This window comes from Ramlibacter sp. P4_H7 (assembly GCF_056400765.1).
In genome coordinates, this window is sequence record NZ_JBFUKP010000005.1 from 307,363 (window position 1) to 332,685 (window position 25,323).

At 70.3% G+C, this 25,323-nt stretch carries 22 protein-coding genes; 8 read left to right on the plus strand and 14 right to left on the minus strand.

Annotated features, from left to right (window positions below):
* Positions 1-8: 8 nt before the first annotated feature.
* Both AC1DSA_RS10145 and AC1DSA_RS10150 read right to left on the minus strand, forming a co-directional pair.
* Complete coding sequence (locus AC1DSA_RS10145) at positions 9-272, minus strand: hypothetical protein (protein ID WP_477888635.1); 264 nt, start codon at positions 270-272, stop codon at positions 9-11.
* Positions 273-299: 27 nt separating this feature from the next.
* Positions 300-518: a cold-shock protein gene (locus tag AC1DSA_RS10150; protein ID WP_477888637.1), complete on the minus strand. Its 219-nt coding sequence runs from the start codon at positions 516-518 to the stop codon at positions 300-302.
* A gap of 431 nt (positions 519-949) precedes the next feature.
* Here AC1DSA_RS10150 and AC1DSA_RS10155 point away from each other — a divergent pair, with 431 nt between their 5' ends.
* Positions 950-1,498 carry a hypothetical protein gene (locus tag AC1DSA_RS10155; RefSeq protein WP_477888639.1) on the plus strand — a complete coding sequence of 183 codons (549 nt, stop codon included), beginning with the start codon at positions 950-952 and terminating at the stop codon, positions 1,496-1,498.
* Between the two features lie 34 nt (positions 1,499-1,532).
* Here the strand turns inward: AC1DSA_RS10155 and AC1DSA_RS10160 are convergent, their stop codons facing one another.
* The 5 genes from AC1DSA_RS10160 to AC1DSA_RS10180 all read right to left on the minus strand — a co-directional run bounded on the left by AC1DSA_RS10160 (position 1,533) and on the right by AC1DSA_RS10180 (position 8,521).
* On the minus strand, positions 1,533-3,938 hold the full coding sequence (locus AC1DSA_RS10160) for an efflux RND transporter permease subunit (RefSeq protein WP_477888641.1): 2,406 nt from the start codon (positions 3,936-3,938) through the stop codon (positions 1,533-1,535).
* Between the two features lie 21 nt (positions 3,939-3,959).
* Positions 3,960-4,934 carry a WD40/YVTN/BNR-like repeat-containing protein gene (locus tag AC1DSA_RS10165; protein WP_477888643.1) on the minus strand — a complete coding sequence of 325 codons (975 nt, stop codon included), beginning with the start codon at positions 4,932-4,934 and terminating at the stop codon, positions 3,960-3,962.
* Positions 4,935-4,959: 25 nt separating this feature from the next.
* Positions 4,960-6,303: a DUF1329 domain-containing protein gene (locus AC1DSA_RS10170; RefSeq protein ID WP_477888645.1), complete on the minus strand. Its 1,344-nt coding sequence runs from the start codon at positions 6,301-6,303 to the stop codon at positions 4,960-4,962.
* Between the two features lie 9 nt (positions 6,304-6,312).
* On the minus strand, positions 6,313-8,001 hold the full coding sequence (locus AC1DSA_RS10175) for a DUF1302 domain-containing protein (protein WP_477888647.1): 1,689 nt from the start codon (positions 7,999-8,001) through the stop codon (positions 6,313-6,315).
* A 151-nt stretch (positions 8,002-8,152) separates the two neighbouring features.
* Positions 8,153-8,521 (minus strand): DUF4186 domain-containing protein, encoded by a 369-nt coding sequence (locus AC1DSA_RS10180; RefSeq protein ID WP_477888649.1) that lies wholly within the window; start codon positions 8,519-8,521, stop codon positions 8,153-8,155.
* 140 nt (positions 8,522-8,661) lie between these two features.
* Between AC1DSA_RS10180 and AC1DSA_RS10185 the strand changes: the two genes are divergently transcribed.
* Positions 8,662-8,868, plus strand: a complete 207-nt coding sequence (locus AC1DSA_RS10185; protein ID WP_477888651.1) for a CsbD family protein — start codon at positions 8,662-8,664, stop codon at positions 8,866-8,868.
* Between the two features lie 31 nt (positions 8,869-8,899).
* Here the strand turns inward: AC1DSA_RS10185 and AC1DSA_RS10190 are convergent, their stop codons facing one another.
* The gene (locus tag AC1DSA_RS10190; RefSeq protein ID WP_477888653.1) at positions 8,900-12,730 is read right to left on the minus strand and encodes a hypothetical protein; all 3,831 of its coding nucleotides are present in this window, start codon (positions 12,728-12,730) and stop codon (positions 8,900-8,902) included.
* Positions 12,731-12,864: 134 nt separating this feature from the next.
* Entirely contained in the window at positions 12,865-14,283 is a 1,419-nt protein-coding gene (gene gndA / locus AC1DSA_RS10195; RefSeq protein ID WP_477888655.1) for an NADP-dependent phosphogluconate dehydrogenase, read from the minus strand.
* 125 nt (positions 14,284-14,408) lie between these two features.
* Between gndA and AC1DSA_RS10200 the strand changes: the two genes are divergently transcribed.
* Positions 14,409-14,612 (plus strand): hypothetical protein, encoded by a 204-nt coding sequence (locus AC1DSA_RS10200; protein WP_477888657.1) that lies wholly within the window; start codon positions 14,409-14,411, stop codon positions 14,610-14,612.
* A 13-nt stretch (positions 14,613-14,625) separates the two neighbouring features.
* On the opposite strand, the gene AC1DSA_RS10205 is transcribed toward AC1DSA_RS10200, so the two are convergent.
* The 5 genes from AC1DSA_RS10205 to hutU all read right to left on the minus strand — a co-directional run bounded on the left by AC1DSA_RS10205 (position 14,626) and on the right by hutU (position 20,552).
* Complete coding sequence (locus AC1DSA_RS10205; RefSeq protein WP_477888659.1) at positions 14,626-15,417, minus strand: ABC transporter ATP-binding protein; 792 nt, start codon at positions 15,415-15,417, stop codon at positions 14,626-14,628.
* A gap of 2 nt (positions 15,418-15,419) precedes the next feature.
* The gene (locus AC1DSA_RS10210) at positions 15,420-16,193 is read right to left on the minus strand and encodes an ABC transporter permease (RefSeq protein WP_477888661.1); all 774 of its coding nucleotides are present in this window, start codon (positions 16,191-16,193) and stop codon (positions 15,420-15,422) included.
* The gene (locus tag AC1DSA_RS10215) at positions 16,193-17,137 is read right to left on the minus strand and encodes an ABC transporter substrate-binding protein (RefSeq protein ID WP_477888663.1); all 945 of its coding nucleotides are present in this window, start codon (positions 17,135-17,137) and stop codon (positions 16,193-16,195) included. Before AC1DSA_RS10215 ends, AC1DSA_RS10210 begins: the two co-directional genes overlap by 1 nt.
* Positions 17,138-17,182: 45 nt before the next feature.
* Complete coding sequence (hutH, locus tag AC1DSA_RS10220) at positions 17,183-18,739, minus strand: histidine ammonia-lyase (RefSeq protein ID WP_477888665.1); 1,557 nt, start codon at positions 18,737-18,739, stop codon at positions 17,183-17,185.
* Between the two features lie 109 nt (positions 18,740-18,848).
* A complete protein-coding gene (gene hutU / locus AC1DSA_RS10225; protein ID WP_477888667.1) occupies positions 18,849-20,552 on the minus strand; it encodes a urocanate hydratase in 1,704 nt (567 codons plus the stop codon).
* A 111-nt stretch (positions 20,553-20,663) separates the two neighbouring features.
* On the opposite strand from hutU, the gene hutC reads away from it, so the two are divergent.
* Genes hutC through AC1DSA_RS10250 form a run of 5 tightly spaced genes read left to right on the plus strand, consistent with a single transcriptional unit; the run spans position 20,664 to position 25,281 of the window.
* Positions 20,664-21,374, plus strand: a complete 711-nt coding sequence (gene hutC, locus AC1DSA_RS10230; RefSeq protein WP_477888669.1) for a histidine utilization repressor — start codon at positions 20,664-20,666, stop codon at positions 21,372-21,374.
* The gene (locus AC1DSA_RS10235) at positions 21,371-21,925 is read left to right on the plus strand and encodes a HutD/Ves family protein (protein ID WP_477888671.1); all 555 of its coding nucleotides are present in this window, start codon (positions 21,371-21,373) and stop codon (positions 21,923-21,925) included. Before hutC ends, AC1DSA_RS10235 begins: the two co-directional genes overlap by 4 nt.
* 35 nt (positions 21,926-21,960) lie before the next feature.
* Positions 21,961-23,130 carry an imidazolonepropionase gene (gene hutI / locus AC1DSA_RS10240; protein ID WP_477888719.1) on the plus strand — a complete coding sequence of 390 codons (1,170 nt, stop codon included), beginning with the start codon at positions 21,961-21,963 and terminating at the stop codon, positions 23,128-23,130.
* Entirely contained in the window at positions 23,127-23,924 is a 798-nt protein-coding gene (hutG, locus tag AC1DSA_RS10245) for an N-formylglutamate deformylase (protein WP_477888673.1), read from the plus strand. The genes hutI and hutG overlap by 4 nt, the downstream gene beginning before the upstream one ends.
* On the plus strand, positions 23,917-25,281 hold the full coding sequence (locus tag AC1DSA_RS10250) for a formimidoylglutamate deiminase (protein WP_477888675.1): 1,365 nt from the start codon (positions 23,917-23,919) through the stop codon (positions 25,279-25,281). The genes hutG and AC1DSA_RS10250 overlap by 8 nt, the downstream gene beginning before the upstream one ends.
* Positions 25,282-25,323 lie beyond the last annotated feature (42 nt).

A 25,323-nucleotide genomic window follows, 5' to 3' on the forward strand; every position in this document is an offset into this window, starting at 1 on the left:
CCATGGTCTTACACGGCCAGGGCGGAGCGTGGCGCCCCGATCCACTGCAGGCCCTCGCCGCGCGCGTAGTCGGCGGCGGCCTGGGGATCCAGGAACAGTCGGGTGATGCGCAGCAGGCGCTCGGTGCGGCTGGCGCCTGCGCCCGAGCGGATGGACACCGAGCAGGCGAACCAGCCGTTCTGCAGCGCCTGCGTCAGCGGGGAAATGAGGTACTTGCCCACTTGCAGCGGGAGATGTCCGGCGTGCGGCATCGGGCCCTTGGTGCTGGTCATGGTGTCAGTCCTCGTCCCTGCGGGCATTCAAGCCAGCGTGACGATATTGGAAGCCTGGGGGCCCTTGGGGCCCTGGGTCACGCTGAACTCCACGCGGGCGTTTTCGGCCAGCGTCTTGAAGCCGCCCGTGCCCTGGATTTCGCGGAAATGCGCGAACAGGTCCTTGCCGCCGTCGTCCGGAGCGATGAAGCCGTAGCCCTTGCTCTCGTTGAACCATTTCACGATGCCGGTTTGCGTCGTTTGCATGTCGATCTCTTTTCTGTCTGGAAATTGCCGCGCAGCAACGTGCCGCGTGGTGCACGACGCCAGAGAGAGCATCAATGGGGGAATTCGACAACGACGCGCCGGAGGCCGGCGGCAGGAGAGGAAGAGACCTCGGGATGAGCGGTCTGTAGAACGTCTAGCGAGGCCATGATAGCAGCTTTGCCACTTTCGCGCTCCTGAACGGCGCCCTTGGCCGCATCGGCGGCAGCGACGGGGCAGCATTTCACGGCGCGGCGTTCGCAGGGGGGATACCCCGTCTGCTCTTGACGACGGAAGTTGTACATTGCCCCGGGGGAAAGCGCGCGCGCCACGCGGCGCGCGCAGAACAAGACGGATGCACCACGTGCACCGGACAACGCAGGGACGTCGCAATGGGATCCATCATCGGTTGGGTACGTGCCACACGGGGTTGGGTGCGATCGCCTTTTGGCGACCTGCCCCGCTTGCGCGCCGACGACGCGATGGCCCACCAGACCTGGCTGATCCTCGCCGGCGGCATGGCCCTCCTGCTCTCGCGCGCCTCCAGCGCCGAACTCAAGGAACGCTTTGCGGCGACGCGCCAGGTGTATGCGATCGCCCGGGCCCGGCTGGAGAAGCGCCGGCTGCCCAAGCCCGATGCCGAGCTGCTGCGCGATGCGCTGCGCGAGATCGCCAACCTGGCCGATCCGATGACCAAGGAAGCCGGCCGCGAATGCCTGGCTCGGGTGGTCGAGCGCGGAGCGCGCAAGGGGGGCGCCCCATCGACGGTGTCCAGCAACCCGCCAGCATCCATGCAGTCGGCCGCCGCGTCGCTCACGACCGGCCAGGCACCGCTCGCGCCGGCCGCGGGCGCCGCGGGAGAGCCGGCGGAACCGGAGCACGCCGAAACGCGACTCGACCTGGACCTGCTGTTCGAGCGATCGAACAAGCTGCGCGGCACGGTGGCCACCGCACGTTCGACGACCTTCGGAAACGACAATTGAGGCCGGCGCCGCGCGCGCCGCTTCTTCGCCTCGATCAGGCCCGCGTGGGCAGCAGCACCCGGGACAGCGCCGGGATCAGCACCACGGCACCCACCATGTTCCACACGAACATGAACGCGAGCAGGATCCCCATGTCGGCCTGGAACTTGATGGGCGAGAACGCCCAGGTCCCCACGCCCACCGCCAGCGTCACGCCGACCAGCACGACGACCTTGCCGGTGAACTGCAGCGCGCGGCGGTAGGCCAGCGCGAGCGGAACGCCCTGGCGCTGCTGCGCGAGTTGCACCGACAGCAGGTACAGCGCGTAGTCGATGCCGATGCCCACGCCCAGCGCGATCACCGGCAGCGTCGCCACCTTCACGCCGATGCCCAGCGCGACCATCAGGGCCTCGCACAGCACCGAGGTGATCACCAGGGGCACCACCGCGACGACCACGGCACGCCAGCTGCGGAACGTGATGAAGGACAGCAGGATGACCGCGGCGTAGACCAGCACCAGCATCTGCATCCAGGCCTTGCGCACCACGATGTTGGTGGCGGCTTCGATGCCGGCGCTGCCGGCGGCCAGCAGGAACTGCCGGTCCTTGGCGTCGTGCGCCTGGGCGAACTGCGACGCCGTGGCGACCACGCGGTCGAGGGTTTCGGCGCGGTGGTCCGACAGGTAGGCGATCACCGGCATCACCGAGCAGTCGGTGTTGAACAGGTCCGGGTTGTTGACGCTGGCCTGCTGCGCGCCATAGTTCAGCACGTCCTGGTTGCGGGCGATGGTCAGCCACTTGGGGCTGCCTTCGTTGCTGCCGGCGGTGATCTGGCGGACCGCGTTGGTGAGCGCCGTGGTGGTCTGGACGCCGGGCACCTGCTGCAGCGACCAGGCGAGGCGGTCGGCTTCCACCAGGGTCTCGTACTTCAGGCAGCCCTCGCGCGGCGTCTTCACGATCACGGCGAAGGTGTCGCTCGACAGGCTGTAGTGCGCCGTGGTGTAGGCGTTGTCGCGGTTGTAGCGCGAATCCGCGCGCAGTTCCGGCGCGCCCGGATCCAGGTCACCGATCTTCAGGTGGGTGCTGGCGACGTAGCCGAGCACCGTCAGCACTGCCGCCGCGGACAGCGCGATGGTGGACCAGCGCGGTTCGACGAAGCGCTCCAGCAGCGCGAACACGCGGCCGAAGCCGGCGGTCCGTCCTTCTTCGCTGTCCGCGTGCAGGCTGCGGGCGGCGGCGCCGGCGCTCACGCCGACATACGACAGCAGCACCGGCAGCAGGATCAGGTTGGTGAAGATCAGCACCGCGACGCCCAGGCTGGCGGCCAGCGCCAGCTCGCGGATCACCGGGATGTCGATCACCATCAGCACGCCGAAACCGACGGCGTCGGCCAGCAGCGCCGTCAGGCCCGCCAGGAACAGGCGGCGGAAGGTGTAGCGCGCGGCCACCAGCTTGTGCGCGCCGCGGCCGATGTCCTGCACGATGCCGTTCATCTTCTGCGCGCCGTGGCTCACGCCGATGGCGAACACCAGGAAGGGCACCAGGATCGAGTAGGGATCGAGCTCGAAGCCGAGCGCCGCCACCAAGCCCAGCTGCCACACGACGGCGGCGAGCGAGCAGGCCACCACCAGCACGGTGCTGCGCACGCAGCGCGTGTAGCCGTAGATGATGGCCGCGGCGATCGCCGCCGCGAGCGCGAAGTACAGCGCGACCTGGAGCATGCCGGCGATCAGGTCGCCCACCAGCTTGGCGAAGCCGGTGACGTGCAGGCGGACCGGCGCCTTGTCGCCTTCCGCTTCGTAGCGGGCGCGGATCTTCTCGATCGACTCGGACAGCGCGCGGTAGTCCAGGCGCTGGCCGCCGCCGGCGTCCTGGTCCAGCAGCGGCAGCACGATCATGCTGGAGCGGAAGTCGTCGCCCACCAGGTTGCCGACCAGGCCCGAGCGTGCGATGTTGGTGCGCAGCTGCTCGATGGCGCGCGGCGAGCCGTCGTAGTTGTCGGGCATCACCGGGCCGCCCTGGAAGCCCTCTTCCGTCACCTCGGTCCAGCGCACGCCGGGCGCCCACAGCGACTTCACCCACGCGCGGTCGACGCCGGGGGTGAGGAAAAGCTCGTCGTGGATCTTCTTGAGCGCGTCGAGGTAGCGCGGCTCGAACACGTTGCCGGAGGGGCTTTCCACCACCACCCGCAGCGAGTTGCCGAGTCCACGCAGTTCCAGCCGGTTGTCCAGGTAGTTCTGGATGTAGGGATGGCTGCGCGGGATCATCTTGTCGAAGCTCGCGTTCAGCGTCAGGCGCCACGCGGCCGCGGCGGCAAGCACCAGCGTGAGCAGCAGGCAGATGGCCAGCACCGCAGCGCGGTGGTTGAAGACCATGCGCTCCAGGCGCGAGCCCGAGGCGGTGTCGAAAGTCTCCTGCGACGCGAGGGTGTTCGCGTCCGCAGTCAGGGCGGCGGCATGCATGGGGGTCTCCGCAATGCGGTGTCAGGGCAGCGTCTGCGCCTGCACACCGCGGGGGCCGGCCACGAGGACGCGGCCGGGTGCGACGCCCAGCACCGCAGCCGCGGGAAAGGGTCGCTCGATCTTCAGGGGCGCGAACGTCGCGCCGTCATCGCGGCTTGCCAGCAGGTGGCCGGCCTGGCTTGCGAGCAGGATGCGGCCATCCGCGCCGGTCGTGCTGGCGGTCATTCCCACCTGCAGGCCCGTCGCGATCGCGTTCCAGTTCGCACCGCCGTCGGTGCTGCGCAGCACGTTGCCGCGCAGGCCGTGCACGACCACCGCGCGGGCCGTGCCGGTCACGCCGAACAGCGTGCCCTTGTAGGGCAGCGTGAGCGCATTGAAGCGCGCCGCGCCGCGGTCCAGCTTCAGCAGCAGGCCCTGCTCGCCCGCGACATAGACGTCGTCGCCGATGCCGCGCACGGCGTACAGGTGCATGTTCTTCGGGTTGTCGCTCGCTTGCTGCAGCGAGGTCCAGGTCCGGCCGCCGTCCGTGGTCTGCAGCAGCAGGCCGAATGCGCCGACGGCGTAGCCGGTGCGCTCGTCCTGGAACCACACGTCGAGCAGCGGCGTGTCGGCGGCATCGGGCCGGCCGTCGCGTTGGCGTTGCCAGTTGCGGCCGCCATCGGCGCTGTGCAGCACCACACCGTCGTGGCCCACCGCCCAGCCGAGTTGCGGCGTGGGAAAGTGCACCGCGACCAGGTCGGAGCTGACCGGGACCTGGGCCTGCTTCCAGGTCTGGCCCTGGTCTTCGGACACCAGGATATGGCCACGCTGGCCCACGGCGACCACCCGATCGCCGGCGCGGGCCAGGCCATTGAGCAGGCCGCGCGCCGCGAGGGGGCTGGTGATCGCCGGAGCGTCCAGCACGTCCAGCCAGCCCTGGGTGGCCCCGGTCGCGGCCATGCCCGCCAGCGCGGTGCCGGCGGCCAGGCCCAGGAGGATGCGGCGCGTGATCATCATGGCGATTCCTGCGGCGTCGCTGCGCTCAGCGGATGCCGGCGCCGGCCAGGGCGTCGGCGGTCCACTCACGCTCGGACAGCGGCTTGGTGTGGCGCAGGCCACCCGTTTCGGCGATGAAGCCGGTGAGCGAGTAAACGCGCGAGACCAGGTCGTAGTGGCCGAACATGTCGGTGTACGGCGCGGGCAGGTCGTAGCTGGGCGCCATGTAGGCGAAGCCGGCACGCCACAGCTGGCCGCGGGCGTCGTACTCGTCGCTCGCCAGCGCCGCCCAGGAGTCTTCGTCCAGGTAGAAGGTGCGCTTGCTGTACACGTGGCGCTTGCCTTCCTTCAGGGTCGCTTCCACCACCCACACGCGGTGCAGTTCCCAGCGCACCAGGTCCGGGTTCAGGTGGTTGGGCTTGAGCAGGTCGTCCTGCTTGGCCTGGTACACCGCCGCGTAGGCGTTGTAGGGGACGAACATCTCCTTCTTGCCGACCAGCTTGAAGTCGTAGCGGTCCATCGAACCGTTGAAGATGAACGTGTCGTCGAAGGTGGTGGCGCCGGCGGTGCCGGGGTTGGGCGTGTCGTGCGCCAGGTCCGGCGCGACCTTCACGCGGCGCTGGCCGGGCAGGTAGGCCCAGGCACGCCGGTCCTTGGCGCCGATGTCCAGCGGGTCCACCAGCATCAGCGCCTCGCCGGCGCGGCGCGCGGGCGCCGTGTAGCTGAGCTTGATGCGCCAGAAGGTGTCGGCGGAAGTGCGCGCGTTGTCCCAGAAGGGGAACTCCTGCACGCTGTTGCCTTCGGTGGCCAGCGTGACGCGGCCGGTGGTGTCCACGTTCAGGTTGCGGTACTTGGCTTCGTAGGACTGGCCGTTGAAGCGCACCAGGTGGTTCCACATCGCCTCGTAGCCGGTCTTGGGGATCGGGAACGGGAAGCCGGCGTGGGCGCCCTCGATCGAGCGGCCTTCGTTGAGCGTCTTGGGCTTGGTCGCGTTCTTCGCCGTGTTGTCGGTGACGAACTTCGGGAAGGCCACGCTGCGCTGCGTCGGGTACACGTCCACGCGGTACGTGGGGTACTTCTGCAGCAGCGCCTTGGTGCCCTCGGTCAGGTTGCCCGCGTACTGCGCCATGTTCTTGGCGTCGACGGTCAGGCGCGGCTTCTCGCCGGCGAACGGATTGGGACGGATGCCGTCGCCGGCCTTGAAGGCGGCGGGCGCCGTGGTCAGCCCGCCGGTGTAGGCGGGGATGGTGCCCTCCTTGTTGGCGGACTTCTCGGCGCCGATAGCGGTGAGCGTGGTGCCGAGCGTCTTGGCCTCGTCGGCCGTGATGGCCTGCGCGGAGAACGCGGCGGTGGCCGCGAGGAGCGCGGCGGCGATGCGGGTGGGGTGCATGGTTCTTCCTTAGAAGGTGGTGCGGAAGGTGAGGCTCACGAAGCCCCGGTCCTTCAGGAACGTGGTGAGGCCGTTGGTCGACGTGACCTGGGTGGCATTCGCCTTGTAGCGGCCCACGTAGTCGATGTACTTCAGGTCGATGCGGTACTTCTGGAACACGTCGGCGGACAAGCCGACGCTGTAGTTGCCCAGGCCTTCGTTGCCGCCGAAGACCGTGGCCGCGTTGCCGCTCAGGCCGATCGCATAGGCGACGGGCATGGAGAGGTCCACGCTCGGGAACACCTGGTACCAGGTGGGCGTGAATGCGAGGCTGGTGCCGACGTAGTTCTTCGTCGTGCAGCCATCCCATTTGTCCTTGCCGTTGCAGGGCGCGAAGCCGACGGCGTTGAACAGGTTGCCGCCGCTGCGCACCTTGGTCCACTGCGACCACTGCAGTTCGGCCGCCCACACGGCGGCGTCGAAGACGGCCGTCTTCGGCAGCACGCCGGTGGCGTTGACCAGGGCGTGCAGCGTGTCGCCGCGCGGGCCCTTGGTCTCCCCCTGGGCCGGCAGGCCCGGGGCCACGCCCAGCACCTGCGCGTTCAGCGGCGTGTTGTGGCGCATGGAGAACTCGGAGCCGACGCTCACGCCGGCGATGTTCTTGGTGAAGCTCAGGCCGTACAGGTCGATGTTGTCGGCGTAGACGAGGTTGTACGTCGTCGTTCCCGCGCCGCCGCGGGTGATCAGCGTCTGCGGCAGCTTGTCCGCGTAGCGGCGGTAGTACAGGCCGACCGATCCGCCGTCCAGCGCCTTCGGGCTCCAGCGCGTGGACAGGCCCAGCTCGCCGTGCTGCGACGGCTCGGATGGGTCGCCGCGGCGGGCGAAGCCCACGGCAGGGGAGATGAACTGGCGGTCCGGCCCGTTGAACACGAAGTCCACCGGTCCCAGGTAGGTGCCGCCTTCCGGATAGCGCGCCGACTCCCACTCCAGCAGGTACTGCGCGGCGACCGAGACGGTGTCGCTCAGCTGGGCCTGCCCGGAAATCTGGTTCAGCGGCCGGAACAGTTCCTTGGCCTCGGTGCCCGGGGTGGCGAAGCCCTTCTGCAGGTCCAGGGGATTCTGCGAGTAGGCGATGGAGTGCATGTGGCCGCCCAGGAACAGCGACTCGCCCCAGTACAGCGTGTGGCGCCCGGCCTTGGCCTGGACCGGCACGGCGCCGAGGTCGAAGCCGCCGAACACGAAGGCGTCCATGATCTCGCCGGACGGGCCGTGGTACAGGCGCTTGACCAGCGGGCTGTAGTTGTTGCCGACGTAGCTGGGGATCTGCGACAGCGGTGCATTCGGGTTGCTGCGGCTCTTGTCGCCGTAGGCGTTGTCGTACCAGCCGGCGCCGCTCACGCGGAAGCCGTACTTCTTCTGGAAGACCAGGTCGAACTCGGACAGGATGTCCAGGCGGTTGGCGACGGTCTGGCCCTTGTCGAAGCTGTAGTCGCCCTCGTCGGACAGCGCCGAGTTGCCGATCTTGGGATCCCGCTGCTCGACCCGCACGCCCAGGTTGTAGCGGATCGTGTTGTCCCAGCGCACGGCGAGGTCCGGATTGCCGGTGTCGAACTCGAAGGCCTGGGCACCGGCGCTGGCGAACAGCGTGGCGGCGGCAAGGGCGGTCGGCAGGACACGCAGGGAACGGGACGCCGGCATGCGGCGGTACGGAAAGGTCACGGTTTCTCCTCGGGAGTTTTGGTGGGAACGGCGCGCACGCACCGTCAGCATCGCGAGGTGGATTCTTGGCAGGAGAGGCCTTCCGAGCCCCCCTCTCGTATGGGGGGAGGGGGGCTCCGGGCCGACCCGGATGGCGGTCCGGGAATTGGGCCTAGGGCGACCCGCTGGCGCCCTGCTGCTGGCGCAGCCAGCGGGCAATCGCGGCGATCGCGCGGGCCTGCTCGGCGGCGTCCAGCTCCCGCCCCTGCGGAATGCCGTGCCACTTGGCCAGGCAGCCGCGGCAGCAGGTCGCGGTGGCGTGCTGGGCGATGAAGACGGGGTGCCCGCGCATGGGCGTCTGGCGGCCGTCGTTGCGCGGCTGCGCGGGCGCCAGCCGCGCGGCGATGAAGTCCGCCGCGTGTTCCAGCACCACCGGCAGGCCCTTGTCGCGCAGGTAGGCCTGTTCGCGCGGGCCGAGCCGGAAGCGCTGGCGGAACGGCGAGCGGACGAGCGCCGCGAAGACGGAGTCGAGGTCCCTCATGGCTGCAGGGACAAGCCTAACTGGCCCGGACCAGGCACCGCAAGCGCGGCGGTGTCCCCCTGCCCTTGACCCACCTCAACCCGTACCGCGCCTTGGCGCCTAGAGTGAAAGCGGGCCTGCAAATACACCAGGAGAACACCATGGCCGCCACCGACACCACCCTGATCGTCCTGATCCGCGAGCAATGGCAGCTCCTCACCGACGAGGACGTGCAGCATGGGCTGAAGCATCGCGACAACTTCCTCGAGCGACTGCGGCACCGGCACAACCTGGGCCTGGACGAAGCCCAGGCCCAGCTGCATGCCTTCGAGCAGAAGAACCCGGAACTGCTGTTCGAAAAGTCCTGAGCGTGCGCCGCCGACGCCGGCGCTGCGCCCGCTAACGCGCCTGTCCAGACGCCGTCGGCGGCAGCCACAGTTCCAGCACCCGGCGCGTTCCGACCAGGCCGCGCGCCAGCGGCCGCACCGTGAGCTCGCCATGCGAGATGCGCAGCTCTCCGGCGCAGGCCTGCTCGTCGTCCGTGTGGTAGATCAGCGTGGGCCCGGGCACCGGGCGCGGCGGCGTGCGTCCGTCGCGCAGCGCCGTGGCCACCACGTCCTCGGTCGCAGGTACGCGAGCCCCGATGCCACGCAGCTCCTCGGTCCAGCGCTGTGCCTCGGGCCGCTGTTCCTCGCTGTAGATCTGCACGTAGACGCGCTTGTCGTCGCAGGCGGACGCCGTCCGCGGCTCCTGGGGGGCCGGCGCGCGGGCCCGTGAGAGGGCCAGCCGCTCCGGCACCGGCAAGGGGGGGATGGCCTCGGCGGCTGCCGGGCCCGATGCGGCGGCCTCCGGTGGGGGCAGCGCCGGTGCCGCGGAGCGCGCAGGTGCCAGGGCGCGGGTCGGCCGGGATGCGGATGCCGAGACGGTGGCCGGTGTCACCGATGCGGGCGCGGGTGCCTGCGCCGTCGCCGACGGTTCCGGCGCGGGCGGATACGCATCCAGCGTGGGGACGCTCGCCGTCGCGTACGCATCCGTGTCTGCACCCTGGCGCGGCAGCCGCTGCTGCGCCCACAGCGGATCGGTGTAGGCCACCGCCCAGTACACCGGCCGCCCCAGGCGCTCGCCGCCGGCAAGACAGTTGCGCACCTTGGCATCGGCCAGCACGGCGCAGGCCGGCGTCACCATGGGCGCGCCCGCCTCGTCGCGGCGCAACGTGCAGCGCTCGCGCACGTCGCTGTAGATCGCGGTGATCTGCGGCGTGATCGACACCTCGGGAGCGCCCTCGCGGCAGTAGGTGTTGGCCAGCGCCGCGAGCCGCGCCGTGAGCTCCGGCAGCGTCCCCTTCTCGCCCACCACCAGGCGCTCGTGCAGCAGCGACGCGTGGTTGATCTCGGTCCAGTACGCGTTGCGCCGGGCCTGCGCGCTGTCGGAGAACTTGTCCCACACCTGGGTGCCGGTGGTCAGCACCGCCGCCAGCGCGCCCAGGCTCAGGCCGGACTTGGCCAGGCTCACGGCGCGGGGGTAGCGCACCGTGAACGGCAGGTCCTTGTCCTTGTCCTTGTCCTTGGGCGTCGGCGCCGCCGCGCCGGGCACCGGAGCGGCGGACTGCGCAATGCGCCGCATCAGCCAGTCGTCCTCGCGCGCCAGGCCGTCCAGCACCCGCCGCTCCAGTTGCAGGCCCAGTTCGCGGCCGAGGCGGAAGTAACTTTCCCACTGCGACTCGCTGAAGAACTGGTCGGTGGTGGGCTCCTGCGGGAAGGTCGGGTTGTCGCGCTTGTAGTTGATCAGGTCGATCGGCAGGCCGCCGAAGATGTTGGGCTTGACGTACACCAGCCAGCTGCGGCCGCCGTCGGCATAACGAACCCGCGCGAGCGCCATGCACGCGCTGCTGGCGGCGTCGCGCAGCTGGTCGAGCGAGCCGAAGAAGGCGAGCGAGGATTCGCCCGCGCTGTCGACGTCCACGAACTCGATCTCCGCCTGCAGGTCGATGCGCACCTTGCGCACCAGGTTCTCCAGGTCCTCGAAGGCATAGGCCGGATCGGCGCCGGCGTCGGCCACCACCACGAGCTTGGTGCGTTCGCGCAGCAGCGCGTAAGCCGCCGTGTTCTCGAAGTGGCCGCCGTCGCTCAAGTACCAGAAGCGGTCCTCGGTGCCGCCGAAGCGCGCCAGCGCCTCGCCGAACAGCAGCCGGTACTTGGTGGGCGACAGCAGCGCCTGCAGACCGCTGGCCGGCGGCGCCATCTCCCACCAGTAGCCCAGGCGCACCCCCGCCATGAACAGCAGCATCGCGAGGCCCGAGGAGGTCTGGCCGCCGAGGCCCGGCGCCACCGCCGCGCCGGAGATCGCCATCCAGGCCGGCAGCTGCGACTCGGCGAACGAGCTGTCGTGCCGCCAGGGCTCCTGGCCGATGCGGTAGTGGCCGGCTGACGTGATGGACAGGTACTGCCCCTTGCGGTCCTGGTTGAACAGGCCGCCGAGCGGATCGTGCGTCTGGTTGACGGTGACGTTGAGGATGTGCACCGGCCCGCCGTGCGCCTGCGGCTGGTAGTCGCGCATCAGAACCGTGTCGGCCGGATCCACCTCGTACACCGAGCGGCGGTTCGCCACGTCGACCAGCGCCTCGGCGTCGGCGGGACCCAGCGGATCGGCAGCGCGGGCGCCGTGGCCGCGCGTGTGCACGCGGAAGCGCTCCGGATTGGCCGCGCCCAGGTAGCTGCGCGTCAGGCGCGCGCGGTAGAAGTTGTGCAGCGAGGAGAGATTGGGGAAATCGGCCTTGTTGCAGGTGAAGGCCATGTACAGCAGCGGCAGCGCGACGAAGGGCAGCACCAGCAGCATGGCCTCGCTGAACTGCAGTTCGTCCAGCGGCGGCGGCGCGAACAGGTTGATCACCGCGACGCGGTACACCAGCGCCACCCAGAACACCGCCAGCAGCCCGAACAGGATCCATCCCGCGTACTCGACCAGCTCGGACAGCAGGCGCCCGCTGACCGCGGTCGACGCTTCGTGCGTGGGAAGCTGCACGGCGAGCGTGCGGGCCGTGGCGAAGCCGATCGCCAGCAGCACCGGCAGCACGTAGGTGTAGTGCTGGCGCTCGAAGGCGACGAACCAGGCGGCGCGGTCCAGCACCCCGAGCAGCAGCAGCAGCAGCGCGACGCTCACGCAGTTGGCGAGCCAGGCGGTGAGCCGGTTGCGCTGCTCCGCGGAGGCGCCGGTGTCGACGGTGCTGGTGAGCACGCCGTGCGCGTAGCGGCCGAGCCGGCGCAGCGCCGACCCGCCCGTCCCCGCGCGCGCGGCCCGGAGTTCGGCCGCGTCCTTCTTCTCCTGCCGGCGCGGCGGCCGCGCCAGCCTCGCGATCAGCGGACCCGGCGCCGCCAGCAGCATCAGGGCCGCGAGCCCCGCGCAGAACGCGCGCAGCGCGCCGTCGTGGTGCGAGCCCCAGAGCGATCCGTCCAGCGCCGCCGCGCCCGCGGCAAGGCCCAGGGTGGCCAGCATCAGCGAGAGCAGCACCTCCGACAGCACCCAGCGCCGGCCGCGCTGCGAAGGGATGGTCCAGTACGCGGCGGCCAGCGGGATCGATGCCAGCACCGGCAGCACCATGGCCACCCACAGCGTGGAGAGCCAGGGCTGGAACAGCGGCCCGACCGCGGGCAGCATGTCGGGATGCGCCGCGAACCAGCGATAGAGCAGTTGCCAGGCGAACAGGTTGAACAGGCCCACGATCCCGCCCAGCACCATCAGCGTCAGGCCCAGCTCCAGGTGCACGGCGAACATGTTGCGGCCGTAGGTCGCCGCCGAGATCACCAGGTCGCGCGCGCCGCGCGGCGTCAGGTAGCGGCTGGTCGCGCGCAGCCACCAGACGAACCAGGTGCCGCCCGGATCACCCAGGCCTTTCTGCACCTGCGCGGAGGTCGCGCCGCGTGCGTTGAACAGCTTGCCGAGCGCGGCGCCGGTGTAGCCGCCGCCGGAGACAGTGGACAGCAGGTCGAAACGCTGGAACAGGCCCTTCTTGGCGAGTCCGCTGGCCAGGCCGAGGCAGAAGGTGGCGCTGCGGATGCCGCCGCCGGAAAAGGCCAGGCCCCAGCGGGGATCGTCCTGGTCGGGCGGCGGTACGTTGTCGGGTCCCTGCGCAGCGGGGTCGGCCGAAGCCGCCAGCATCTCCCGCCGCTGCCACACCCACGGGCCGAGGGGCGAACCGGTCACCGCCGGATCTCCCGCCTTGCTCTGTTCCATGAGCCCCCCTGCACCCGGCGTTTTCGGCCGGGGTCGGGCGCAGTCTAGTCCTGCCGCGGCGCCGGCGCGATCGGCCGGTCGGGGGGTAAGCGAAATGCTTGGTGCGCGGCAGAGAAACGGGCCCGCGCAGACTCCTAGGAGTCGGCGTCGGCCCAGCGCGTGTGGAACTTGCCGGGGCGATCGAGCCGCTGGTAGGTGTGCGCGCCGAAGTAGTCGCGCTGCGCCTGCAGCAGGTTGGCCGGCAGTCGGCGCGAGCGGTAGCTGTCGTAGTAGGCCAGCGCGCTCATGAACGCGGGCACCGCCACGCCGTGCTGCGCCGCCGTCGCCACCACTTCGCGCAGCGCCTGCTGGCCATCGGCCATCACGGCGGCGAAGTGTTCGTCCACCAGCAGGTTGGCCAGCTGGCCGTTGCGCGCATAGGCCCGCCGGATGTCCTCCAGCAGGCGCGCGCGGATGATGCAGCCGGCGCGCCAGAGGCCCGCGATGGTGCCCAGCGTCAGCGCCCAGCCGTACTCCTTGTCGGCGGCGGCCAGCAGCTGGAAGCCCTGTGCATAGGCGCAGATCTTGGCGGCCAGCAGCGCGCGGCGGATCTTCTCGACGAACACGGCGCGCTCGCCGGTGAAGGGCAGCCGGGGGCCGTTGAGCACGGCGGCGGCGGCGGCGCGCTCGCCGCGCACGGCGCTCACCGTGCGCGCGAACACCGCGTCGGCGATGGTCGGCGCGGTGACGCCCAGGTCCAGCGCCACCTGGCTGGCCCACTTGCCGGTGCCCTTCTGTTCCGCGGTGTCGGTGATCAGGTCCACCAGCGGGCGGCCGGTCTCCCGATCGATGCGCTGCAGGATCTCCGAAGTGATGCCGACCAGGTAGCTCGACAGTTCGCCACGGTTCCATTCGGCAAAGACGTCGCCCATGGAATGCGCCTGCATGCCTAGCAGTTCGCCCATCAGGTGGTAGGCCTCGCAGATGGTCTGCATGTCGGCGTACTCGATGCCGTTGTGGACCATCTTGACGAAATGGCCGGCCGCGCCCGGGCCCACCCAGTCGCAGCAGGGCTGGCCGTCGTCGGCGCGCGCGGCGATCGCCTGCAGGATGGGCTTGATCACCGGCCAGGCCTGCACGTCGCCGCCCGGCATGATCGCCGGCCCGCGCAGCGCGCCCTCTTCCCCGCCGCTGACGCCCGCGCCCACGAACAGGATGCCGGTGCCCGCGAGCTCGGTGATGCGGCGCTGGGTGTCGGTGAAGCGGGTGTTGCCGCCGTCGATCACGACGTCGCCCGCCGCCAGCAGTGGCCGCAGCCCGGCCAGCACCTCGTCGACGGCGTCGCCCGCCGGCACCATCATCAGCAGCACGCGCGGCTGCGTGAGGCTGGCCACCAGCTGTTGCAGCGAGCGCGGCGCCACCGCGCCGGTGCGCTTGGCAAAACTGTCGCGCTTGGGATCTTCCAGGTCGAAGCCGCTGACCGCGAAGCCGTTGCGGTGGAGGTTGAGCGCGAGGTTTTCGCCCATCACGCCGAGGCCGATGATGCCAATGTCGGAAGACTGCTTGGGTTCCATGCACTGGATTTTCCCCCAGTCCGGCTTCCGGAGCCCTGTCAGGGGAAATGCGGTGCACTGTCAGGCCGGTGAAGGCGAGGCGGCGCAGCATCCCTGCGTTGCCCCGGCGTCGCCGGAGGACGGAAATGACCGAGTCCACCAGTTCCTGCCAATTCCAGCTCTGCTTCGAGTCGCTGACCGACAGCAGCCGCAGGTTCTGCTTTCCCTGCGATGCCGGCGGCCGCGTCAACCTGGACGGCATGACCGAGCGGGCACGCAACAACTACTTCTATGCCCGCGCCATGATCGGGCGGGAACTCGCGCAGCCGGCCGTGGAGGCGTGGCACTGAGCGGCGCCGCCCCTCAGGACAGCGCCGGCTCCAGCCCCGCGGCCTTGCGCACCTCGATGCGGATCTCCTCGGTGAGGCGCGCCTTCAGTTCGGCGAACGGCGGCGTGGTCTTCATCGCGTAGTGGCGCGGATGCGGCAGCGGCACCGGCAGGTCGCACTTGATGCGGCCGGGCCGCGCGCTCATCACCACCACGCGGTTGCCCATGAAGATCGACTCGTCGATATCGTGCGTGACGAACAACACCGTCTTGCGTTCCTCTTCCCAGATGCCCAGCAGCAGTTCCTGCATCAGCTCGCGCGTCTGGTGGTCCAGGGCGCCGAAAGGCTCGTCCATCAGCAGGATGCGCGGGTTGTTGGCCAGTGCGCGCGCCAGCGCGGTGCGCTGCTGCATGCCGCCGGACAGCTGCTTGGGGAAGTGATTCTCGAAATCCTTCAGCCCCACCTTGGCCAGGAAATGGCGCGCGGTCTCCAACTGCTGCGCCGGCGGCATGCGCTTTTCGCGCAGGCCGAAGCACACGTTCTGCAGCACCGTGAGCCAGGGAAACAGCGTGTAGCTCTGGAACACCATGCCGCGGTCGGCGCCGGGGCCGCGCACCGGTTGGCCATCGAGCGTGATGACGCCGCCGCTGGGCGTGTCCAGACCCGCCACCATCCGCAGCAGCGTGCTCTTGCCGCAGCCCGAGGGGCCGAGGATGGTGATGAAGTCGTTCTCCTGCACCAGCAGGTCGGTGGCTTCCAGCGCCACCGTCGCGCCGCCGCGGCTGGTGAAGCTCTTGGCGACGCCGCTCACCTGCAGGATGCTCATTTTCAGATCCGGGCCCATGGGAACAGCTTCCGGTTGAATGCCTTGAAGGCGAAGTCGGTCACGAGCCCGATCAGGCCGATGACGATGATGCCGAAGATGATCTGGTCGGTCGCCAGCAGCGCCTGGCTGTCGGTGATCATGTGGCCGATGCCGCTGGAGGCGCCGATCAGCTCGGCGACGATCACGTAGGTCCAGGCCCAGCCCAGCACCATGCGCAGCGTCTCGGCGATCTCCGGCGCGCTGGAGGGCAGCAGCACCCGCTTGACCACGCCCGCATCCATCGCGCCCAGCGTGTACGCCGCCTCCACCAGGTCGCGCCGCGTGTTGCCCACACTCACCGCGATCATCAGCACCAGCTGGAAGAACGAGCCGATGAAGATCACGGCCAGCTTCTGCGCCTCGCCGATGCCGGCCCACAGGATCAGCAGCGGGATGAAGGCGGACGCCGGCAGGTAGCGCGCGAAGCTCACGAAGGGCTCGAAGAAGGCCTCGACCGGCTTGTACGCACCCATCAGCACGCCCAGCGGCACCGCGAGCGCCGCGGCGATCACGAAGCCGCCCAGCACGCGCCACACCGTCATGCCGATGTCGCCCAGGAAGCCGTGCTGCACCAGCAGGGTCCAGCCGGACTTCACCATCGTCAGCGGATCGGCCAGGAAGGTCTTGGGCACGACGCCGCCGAAGGTGACGGCCGCCCACACCAGGAAGAACAGCACGAAGAAGGAGATGCCCAGCACCACGCGGGTGCCCGGGTCCACCGGCGCCAGCGGTTTCATCACTTCAGGAAGCGGGTGTCGGCCAGCTTGGCCAGGTCGGGGATCTGCTTGATGATCCCGGTCTCCAGCAGCAGGTCGGCCGCTTCCTTGCTGAAGGCGGCGTGCTCACCGGAGAAGAACTTCTGGTTGGACTCGCGGTCCTGCCAGCGCAGGTACTTCGCGCTCGCCTCGAACTGCTCGCCGCTCTGCTTGACGTCCGCGCCCATGATCTCGAAGCTCTTCTTCGGATCGCGCTTGATCATGTCCACCGCCTCGAAGTAGCTGTCGGCCAGCGCCTTGGCGGCCTTCGGGTTCTCGGACAGGAACTTGGGCGTGCAGCCGAAGGTGTCCATCACCATCGGGTAGTCCAGGGTGGTGGCGATGATCTTGCCGGCCTCGGGCTTGGCGCGCACGGCGGACAGGTAGGGTTCGTAGGTCATCGCGGCGTCGAGGTCGGCGGTGCCCGCGATCATCGCGTTGGCGGCGGCCTGCGGCTCCAGGTTGACGACCTTCACGTCCTTGGGCGACAGGCCGTTCTTCTTGAGCATCCAGGCGAGCGTGAAGTAGGGCGCGGTGCCCGGTGCGCTGGCAGCGACCGTCTTGCCCTTGAGGTCGCTGATCTTCGCGACGTTGCCCTTGACCACCATGCCGTCGGCGCCATAGGACTTGTCCAGCTGGAAGATCTGCGTGGTCGCGACGCCGTTGGCGTTCCACACGATCCAGGTCTCCACCGTCGTCGCCGCGCACTGCACGTCGCCGGAGGCGATGGCCAGGTGGCGGTCCTTCTGCGGGATCTTGCGCAGCGTGACGTCCAGCCCGTTCTTCTTGAAGATGCCGGCCTCCTTGGCCAGCGTCAGCGGCGCGAAGCCGGTCCAGCCGGACAGGCCGATCGCGACCTTGGTGTCCTGCGCCTGCGATGCGGCGGCGGCCAGGGCCAGCAGCGTGAGGGTCAACAGCTTCTTCATGGGATGCGCTCCGTGGTGGTGGATTGGGGGGACGCTATGCAGGGCTCATGCCAGGCGCAGGGCCTGCAATTCGGGGATGTGCTGCTCGGTGGCGTGGCCGATGTCGCCGGCCGCCACCATGTGGTGCATCGCTTCGATGTCGTGCGCCAGGCTGCGGTCGGCCATCATCGCGGGCGAGACGCTGCGCACCAGGCGCAGAACGCCTTCCAGTGCCGGGGCACTGGTGAGGGGCCGCAGGAACTCGATGCCCTGCGCGGCCGCCAGCAGTTCGATGCCGACGATGTGCGCGGTGTTCGCCAGCATGGGCTGCAGGCGGCGCGCGGCGAAAGTCGCCATGCTCACGTGGTCCTCCTGGTTGGCGGAGGTCGGCAGGCTGTCGACGCTGGCCGGATGCGCCATCGACTTGTTCTCCGACGCAAGCGCCGCCGCCGTGACGTGCACGATCATGAAGCCGGAGTTGAGCCCGGCATCGGGCGTGAGGAAGGGCGGCAGCCGCGACACCACGGTGTCGACCAGCATGGCCACGCGCCGCTCGGAGATCGCGCCGATCTCGGCGATGGCCACCGCGAGCGCATCGGCCACCAGCGCCACCGGCTCCGCGTGGAAGTTGCCGCCGGACACCATGGCCTCGTCGCTGCCCGCGAACACCAGCGGGTTGTCGGTGACCGCGTTGGCCTCTCGCACCAGCACCTGGGTGGCGTAGCGCATCTGGTCCAGGCAGGCGCCCATCACCTGCGGCTGGCAGCGCAGGCAGTAGGGGTCCTGCACGCGGTCGTCCTGTTCCAGGTGCGAGCGGCGGATCTCGCTGCCCACCATCAGCGCGCGGTAGGCCGCGGCGCAATCGATCTGGCCAGGCTGGCCGCGCACCGCATGGATGCGCGGGTCGAAGGGCGCATCGCTGCCGCGCGCGGCGTCGAGCGTGAGCGCGCCGGTGATCACGGCCGCCTCGAACAGCTTGTCGGTGGCGAGCAGTGCGTCCAGCGCGAGTGCCGTGGAGACCTGCGTGCCGTTGATCAGGGCCAGGCCTTCCTTGGCGCCCAGCTGCAGCGGCTGCAAGCCCGCGCGCTCCAGCGCCTGGCCGCCCGGCATGCGCACGCCGTCGAAGAAGGCCTCGCCTTCGCCGATCAGCGGCAGGCTCAGGTGGGACAAGGGCGCGAGGTCGCCGGAAGCGCCGACCGACCCTTGCGCCGGAATGACCGGAATCACGTCGCGGTTGTGCAACGCGAGCAGGCCGTCCACCACCTCCTCCCGCACGCCGGAGTAGCCGCGCGCCAGGCTGGCGGCTTTCAGCAGCAGCACCAGCCGCACCACGCGCGGCGAGAGCGGCTCGCCGACGCCGACGGCGTGCGAGCGCAGCAGCTTCAACTGCAGCAGCGCGAGGTCCTCGCGCGCGATGCGCTTCATCGCGAGCTTGCCGAAGCCGGTGTTCACGCCGTAGACGGGCGCGTCGCCGGCGGTGGCGCGGCGCACCATGTCCGCACTGGCGCGGATCGCTTCGCGGCAGCGCGGATCGAGCGCGACCTGCACCTCGGGCGTGTCCGCCAGCCGGCGCAACTGGGCGAGGTCGAACTCGCCGGGAACGATGATTTCTGGTGTCGTCATGCGATTGAATTGCTGGGGTTCGCGATGCTCATCACCGGCCTAGGAGACTGCCGTAAGCCGGGGGAGAGCCGTAGGCTGGTGGTGAACGAAGTGAACCCCAGCATGTGCCTCATCCCAGCATCGGCAGATCGAGCCCCTGCTCCCGCGCGCAGTCCTGCGCGATCGCGTAGCCCGCATCCGCATGCCGCATCACGCCGGTCGCGGGATCGTTCCACAGCACGCGCTCGATCTTCTCCGCCGCTTCCGCCGTCCCGTCGCAGACGATCACCACGCCCGCGTGTTGCGAGTAGCCCATGCCGACGCCGCCGCCGTGGTGGATGCTCACCCAGCTGGCGCCGCTGGCGGTGTTGAGCAGCGCGTTGAGCAGCGGCCAGTCGCTCACCGCGTCGCTGTCGTCCTGCATCGCCTCGGTCTCGCGGTTGGGCGAGGCGACCGAGCCGCTGTCCAGGTGGTCGCGGCCGATCACGATCGGCGCCTTCAGTTCACCGCTCTTCACCATCTCGTTGAAGGCGAGGCCGGCAAGATGCCGCTCACCCAGGCCGATCCAGCAGATGCGCGCCGGCAGGCCCTGGAAACTGATGCGGTCCTGCGCCATGTCGATCCAGCGGTGCAGGTGCTTGTTGTCCGGGAACAGTTCCTTCATCCTGGCGTCGGTCTTGCGGATGTCCTCGGGGTCGCCGGACAGCGCGACCCAGCGGAACGGACCCACGCCGCGGCAGAACAGCGGCCGGATGTAGGCCGGCACGAATCCGAGGTAGGCGAAGGCATCGGCCACGCCGAAGTCCTGCGCGACCTGCCGCAGGTTGTTGCCGTAGTCCACGGTGGGAACGCCCATGCGGTGGAACTCCAGCATCGCGCGCACGTGCACGGCGCAGGATTCGCCGGCGGCCTGCTGCAGGCGCGCGTGCTGCGCCGGATCCTTCTGCGCGGCCTGCCACTGCTCCACGCTCCAGCCGATCGGCAGGTAGCCGTTGATGATGTCGTGCGCCGAGGTCTGGTCGGTGACGATGTCGGGACGCGGGCCGCCGGAGCGCGCGCGCCGCGCCAGCTCGGGCACGATCTCGGCGGCATTGCCGCACAGGGCGATCGACACCGCCTCCTTGCGGGCGGTGTGGTGCGCGATCAGCGCGAGCGCCTCGTCCAGGTCCCTGGCCTGCTTGTCGACGTAGCGGGTGCGCAGCCGGAAGTCGATGCGCGACTGCTGGCACTCGATGTTGAGCGAGCAGGCGCCGGCGAAGGTCGCGGCCAGCGGCTGCGCGCCGCCCATGCCGCCCAGGCCCGCGGTCAGCACCCAGCGGCCGGCCAGGTCGCCGTTGAAATGCTGGCGCCCTGCTTCAGCGAAGGTCTCGTAGGTGCCCTGCACGATGCCCTGGGTGCCGATGTAGATCCAGCTGCCGGCCGTCATCTGGCCGTACATCATCAGGCCCTTGCGGTCGAGCTCGTTGAAGTGCTCCCAGGTCGCCCAGCGCGGCACCAGGTTGGAGTTGGCGATCAGCACGCGCGGCGCACCGGCATGGGTGCGGAACACGCCCACCGGCTTGCCCGACTGGATGAGCAGGGTCTCGTCCGGCTTCATGCGGCGCAGCGTGGCCAGGATCGCCTCGAAGGCCGGCCAGTTGCGCGCCGCCTTGCCGATGCCGCCATAGACGACCAGGGCATCCGGGTTTTCGGCAACGGCCGGATCCAGGTTGTTCTGGATCATGCGGTAGGCGGCTTCCAGCTGCCAGTTGGCGCAGCTGAGCTCGGTGCCCTGCGGGGCGTGCACCGGCCGGGGGCCGGCGCCGAGGAAATGGGCTTGCGAAAGGTCGGACATGGTGCGTTGTTCCGGGTGGGCGGCCGGGTGGCCGAGTTGTCTATACAAGCTGATGGACGCGGAGCATAGTTGTCTATACAAGCCGTGTCAACTGGGGTATGCTCGCGCCCCATGGCAAAGGACGAACGGCCTGCGTACGAGCAGGTCAAGGGCTGGATCCGGCAGCACATCGCAAGCGGCGAATGGAAGCCGGGCGACGTCGTGCCGAGCGAGGCGACGCTGATGGAGCGCTTCGCCATCAGCCGCATGACCGCGCACCGCTCGCTGCGCGAACTGGCCGCCGAAGGCCTGGTGACCCGGGTGCAGGGTTCCGGCACGCGGGTCGCGCAGCTGCACCGCATTTCCTCGCAGCTGGTCATCCGCGACATCCACGAGGAGGTCGCCGAGCGCGGCCACGTGCACACCACCCGCGTCGTCACGGTCGCCCAGGAGAAGGCGCGCGCCGACCTGGCGGAATCGCTGCAGCTGCGCAAGGGTGCGAACGTGTTCCACACCGTGCTGGTGCACCTGGAGAACGGGGTTCCGATCCAGTACGAGGACCGCTACGTCAACCCGCTGGCCGCACCGCACTACCTCGAGACCGACTTCACGCAGGTCTCGCCCACCCTGCACTTGCTGCGGCACGCTCCGCTGACCGAGGCGAGCTACACCATCGAGGCCACGCTGCCCACCGCCGAGGAAGCCAGGGCGCTGGACATCAAGGTCAGCGATCCCTGCCTGGTCATGATGCGGCGCACCGTGAGCGGGGCCCACGTCGCCAGCGTCGCGCGGCAGCTCTATCCCGGCACGCGCTACAGCTTCAGCGGGCAGTTCCAGGCATGAAGTGGCACACCGTCTCCCTCGACCAGGTGCCGCCGCAGCCTTGGCGCAACGGCGGCGGCATCACCCGCGAGCTGCTGGCGTGGCCCGCGGTCGCGGGCTGGCGCCTGCGCCTGTCGGTGGCCGACGTGCAGGCCGCGGGACCGTTCTCGCACTTCGACGGCCTGGAGCGCTGGTTTGCCGTGCTGGAGGGTGACGGCGTGGTTCTGCGCATGGGTCACGAGGAACACACGCTCACGCGCAGCGATGCACCCCTGCGTTTCGATGGCGGCCTCAACGTGGACTGCACGCTGCGCGGCGGGCCCACGCGCGACTTCAACCTGATGGCGCCTCCCGGCTGCGCGCGGCTGTGGCGCCTGCGCGGGCGGCGCAGCCTGGCCCTGGGCGCGGGCACGTTGCTCGCGGCCTACGCGCACCAGGGACCGGCGCGGATGGTGTTGGCCGGCGAAGCCTTCGAGCTGCCGGCCCGGCACCTCGCCTGGGCGCAGCTCGATGGACCGGCGGCCGGCGAAGTCAGTACCGATGAGGCCTTGTGGATGGAGGCGACGCCGTGAGCCTGCAGCTGTGGACCCACGCACGCATCGCGACCATGGCGGCCGATGCGCCCCAGGCGTATGGACTGATCGAGGACGGCGCACTGGCCGTCGAGGATGGACGCATCGCCTGGGTCGGCCCGCGCGCCGAGCTCCCGGACCAACTGGGTCGCGGCACCGTGCACGACGCACAGGGCGCGCTGCTGACGCCCGGGCTGATCGACTGCCACACCCACCTGGTCTACGCCGGCGACCGTGCCGGCGAATTCGAGGCGCGGCTGAAGGGCGCCAGCTACGAGGAGATCGCGCGCGCCGGCGGCGGCATCGTCTCCACGGTGAAAGCCACTCGCGCGGCCGATGAGGACACCCTGCTCGCGCAGTCGCTGCGGCGCCTGCGGCCGCTGCTGGCCGAAGGCGTGACCACCCTCGAGATCAAGTCCGGCTATGGCCTGGCCGAGGACGCGGAGGCGAAGTGCCTGCGCGTCGCGCGCCGCCTGGGCGCGCAAGAGCGCGTGGCCGTGCGCACCACCTTCCTGGGTGCGCACGCGCTGCCCCCGGAATTCACCGGCCGCGCCGACGACTACATCGCCAGCGTGTGCGCCATGCTGCCGCGCCTGCACGCGCAAGGCCTGGTCGATGCGGTCGATGCCTTTTGCGAAACGATCGGCTTCACGCCGGCGCAGACGCGCCGCGTGTTCGACGCGGCACGCGCCCTGGGCCTGCCCGTGAAGCTGCACGCCGAGCAGCTGAGCGACAGCGGCGGTGCGGAGCTGGCTGCGGGCTATGGCGCGCTGAGCAGCGACCACCTGGAATGGCTCAGCGAAGCGGGCGCGCGGGCGATGGCGCAGGCCGGCAGCGTCGCCGTGCTGCTTCCCGGTGCTTTCTACTTCCTGCGCGAAACGAAGCTGCCGCCGGTGGCCTTGCTGCGCGCGCATCGCGTACCGATGGCGGTGTCGACCGACTGCAATCCCGGCACCTCGCCCTGCACCTCGCTGCTGCTGATGCTCAACATGGCCTGCACGCTGTTCCGGATGACGCCGGAAGAGGCACTGGCCGGCGTCACCCGCCACGCAGCGCGCGCGCTGGGCCTGCCGGACCGCGGCGTGCTCGCCGCCGGCCTGCGCGCCGACTTCGTGCTGTGGGACGCACGCAGTCCCGCCGAACTTGCCTATGCGATCGGGCTGAACCCCTGTCGCGCCACCTTCGTCGAAGGACAAGCCCGATGAATTTCCAGCTGCACCGCGGCAGCCTCCCGATGCTGGTGAGCATTCCGCACATGGGCACGGAGATCCCGCAGCCGCTGCGCGCCGACTATGTCGCGCGCGCCCTGGACGTGGAAGACACCGACTGGCACCTGGACCGCCTGTACGCGTTCGCGCGCACGCTCGGCGCCAGCGTGCTGCAGCCCACCGTGTCGCGCTACGTGGTCGACCTGAACCGGCCGCCCGACGACACGCCCATGTACCCCGGCGCCTCCAACACCGAGCTGTGCCCCAGCCGCTTCTTCACCGGCGATGCGCTGTACCGCGACGGCTTCGTGCTGTCGCCCGAGGAGAAGGCGCGCCGGCGCGCCACCTGGTGGGCGCCCTACCACGAGGCCTTGCAGGGCGAGCTCGCGCGCCTGAAGGCGCAGCATGGCTACGTGCTGCTGTGGGACGCGCACAGCATCCGCGCCGAGATCCCCTGGCTGTTCGAGGGCCGGTTGCCGGACCTGAACATCGGCACGGCCGACGGCCAGAGCGCCGACGCCTCCATCGCGCAGGCCGTGGTGGCGGCCGCGTCCCGGCACGCGGACTTCACGCACGTGCTCAACGGCCGCTTCAAGGGCGGCTACATCACACGCCGGTACGGCCGTCCCGCCGAGCACGTGCACGCGGTGCAGCTGGAGATGTGCCAGTGCCTCTACATGCGCGAAGCCCCGCCGTACAACTACGAGGAGCAGGCCGCCGCGCGCGTCGAGCCGGTCGTGCGCGACATGGTGGAAGCGGCCTTCGCTGCCTGCCGCAAGCTCCATGGCTGAAGCGCGCCGCTTCTTCGCCCGGCGCGCCTGGATCGCGGGCTGCTGGGCGCAGGACGTGCTGCTGGCCGCGGGCGCCGACGGCCTCTGGCAGCAGGTGCAGCCCGGCTGCGGGGCGGCCGACCGGGCCGGGGCCGAGGTGCTGCGCGGACCGGTGCTGCCCGGTGTCGTCGACGGCCACAGCCATGCCTTCCAGCGCGCGATCGCCGGCCTGACGGAGCGCGCGGCTCCTGGGCGCGACGACTTCTGGAGCTGGCGCGACCGGATGTACGCGGCCGCGCTGCGCATCACGCCACAGCAGCTCGAGGCGATCGCGGGCTTCCTGTACGCCGAGCTGCTGGCCGCCGGCTACACCCAGGTCTGCGAGTTCCATTACCTGCACAACGACCACGACGGCCGTCCCTACGCCGATCCGCTGGAGATGTCGCTGGCGCTGGTGCGCGCGGCGCGCCGCGTGGGCATCGGCCTCACGCTGCTGCCCACGCTGTACATGCGTTCCGGCTTCGGCGCCGCCGGCCTGCGGGCGGACCAGCGGCGCTTCGCTTCCACTCCGGACGCAGTGCTGCGCACCGCCGAGGCGGTGCGCAGCGAGTCCGGCGCCGATTACCGGGTCGCCGCCGGCCTCGCGCTGCACTCGCTGCGCGCCGTCGACGAGGGCGCCGTGCGCGAGTGCGCGCAGGCCGCGCGCGCCGCGGGCATGCCGGTGCACATCCACGTCGCGGAGCAACAGCTGGAGGTGGAGGACTGCGTGCGCCAGCACGGGCTGCGCCCGATCGACTGGCTGTTGCGGCATGCACCGGTGGATGCCGGCTGGAACCTCGTGCACGCCACGCAGGCGAAGGCGGACGAACTGCAAGCGCTGAAGGCCACCGGCGCGGCCATCGTGCTGTGCCCGTCGACCGAAGCGAACCTGGGGGACGGCGTGTTCGACCTGCCGTCCTGGCAGGCCGCGGGCGGGCGCTGGTCCCTGGGATCGGACAGCCACGTCACGCGCAGCTGGACCGAGGAGCTGCGCCTGCTGGAATACTCGCAGCGCATCGTGCTGCGCCAGCGCAACGTGGCCGCGCGTGCGGCCGGTGCGGAGAGCACGGCGGCGACCCTGCTGGATGGCGCCGTCGACGGTGGGAGCGCAGCGGCCGGATTGCCGCTCGCCGGACTGGCCGTGGGTCAGCGCGCGGACTTCGCGGTGATCGACACGCAAGCACCCGCGCTGGCCGGCGTGCCCGCGACGCACCTGCTGGACGCGCTGGTGTTCTCTTCACCTGGCACACCGATGGCGCGGGTGGTGGTGGCGGGACGCGACGTGGAAACGCGCCCGGACCGCGCGGCCTACGAAGAGGCCATGCGCGCGCTCTGGTAGCGCGCCGCACGCGGCCCCGCGATGGCGGCGCCGCATTCGCAG

Bases quoted from the DNA above. Each gene is read 5' to 3' on its own strand.
- AC1DSA_RS10145 (WP_477888635.1), bottom strand. From the start codon at position 272: ATGACCAGCACCAAGGGCCCGATGCCGCACGCCGGACATCTCCCGCTG.
- AC1DSA_RS10150 (WP_477888637.1), bottom strand. From the start codon at position 518: ATGCAAACGACGCAAACCGGCATCGTGAAATGGTTCAACGAGAGCAAG.
- AC1DSA_RS10160 (WP_477888641.1), bottom strand. From the start codon at position 3,938: ATGCATGCCGCCGCCCTGACTGCGGACGCGAACACCCTCGCGTCGCAG.
- AC1DSA_RS10165 (WP_477888643.1), bottom strand. From the start codon at position 4,934: ATGATGATCACGCGCCGCATCCTCCTGGGCCTGGCCGCCGGCACCGCG.
- AC1DSA_RS10170 (WP_477888645.1), bottom strand. From the start codon at position 6,303: ATGCACCCCACCCGCATCGCCGCCGCGCTCCTCGCGGCCACCGCCGCG.
- AC1DSA_RS10180 (WP_477888649.1), bottom strand. From the start codon at position 8,521: ATGAGGGACCTCGACTCCGTCTTCGCGGCGCTCGTCCGCTCGCCGTTC.
- AC1DSA_RS10185 (WP_477888651.1), top strand. From the start codon at position 8,662: ATGGCCGCCACCGACACCACCCTGATCGTCCTGATCCGCGAGCAATGG.
- AC1DSA_RS10190 (WP_477888653.1), bottom strand. From the start codon at position 12,730: ATGGAACAGAGCAAGGCGGGAGATCCGGCGGTGACCGGTTCGCCCCTC.
- gndA (WP_477888655.1), bottom strand. From the start codon at position 14,283: ATGGAACCCAAGCAGTCTTCCGACATTGGCATCATCGGCCTCGGCGTG.
- AC1DSA_RS10200 (WP_477888657.1), top strand. From the start codon at position 14,409: ATGACCGAGTCCACCAGTTCCTGCCAATTCCAGCTCTGCTTCGAGTCG.
- AC1DSA_RS10205 (WP_477888659.1), bottom strand. From the start codon at position 15,417: ATGAGCATCCTGCAGGTGAGCGGCGTCGCCAAGAGCTTCACCAGCCGC.
- AC1DSA_RS10210 (WP_477888661.1), bottom strand. From the start codon at position 16,193: ATGAAACCGCTGGCGCCGGTGGACCCGGGCACCCGCGTGGTGCTGGGC.
- AC1DSA_RS10215 (WP_477888663.1), bottom strand. From the start codon at position 17,137: ATGAAGAAGCTGTTGACCCTCACGCTGCTGGCCCTGGCCGCCGCCGCA.
- hutH (WP_477888665.1), bottom strand. From the start codon at position 18,739: ATGACGACACCAGAAATCATCGTTCCCGGCGAGTTCGACCTCGCCCAG.
- hutU (WP_477888667.1), bottom strand. From the start codon at position 20,552: ATGTCCGACCTTTCGCAAGCCCATTTCCTCGGCGCCGGCCCCCGGCCG.
- hutC (WP_477888669.1), top strand. From the start codon at position 20,664: ATGGCAAAGGACGAACGGCCTGCGTACGAGCAGGTCAAGGGCTGGATC.
- AC1DSA_RS10235 (WP_477888671.1), top strand. From the start codon at position 21,371: ATGAAGTGGCACACCGTCTCCCTCGACCAGGTGCCGCCGCAGCCTTGG.
- hutI (WP_477888719.1), top strand. From the start codon at position 21,961: ATGGCGGCCGATGCGCCCCAGGCGTATGGACTGATCGAGGACGGCGCA.
- hutG (WP_477888673.1), top strand. From the start codon at position 23,127: ATGAATTTCCAGCTGCACCGCGGCAGCCTCCCGATGCTGGTGAGCATT.
- AC1DSA_RS10250 (WP_477888675.1), top strand. From the start codon at position 23,917: ATGGCTGAAGCGCGCCGCTTCTTCGCCCGGCGCGCCTGGATCGCGGGC.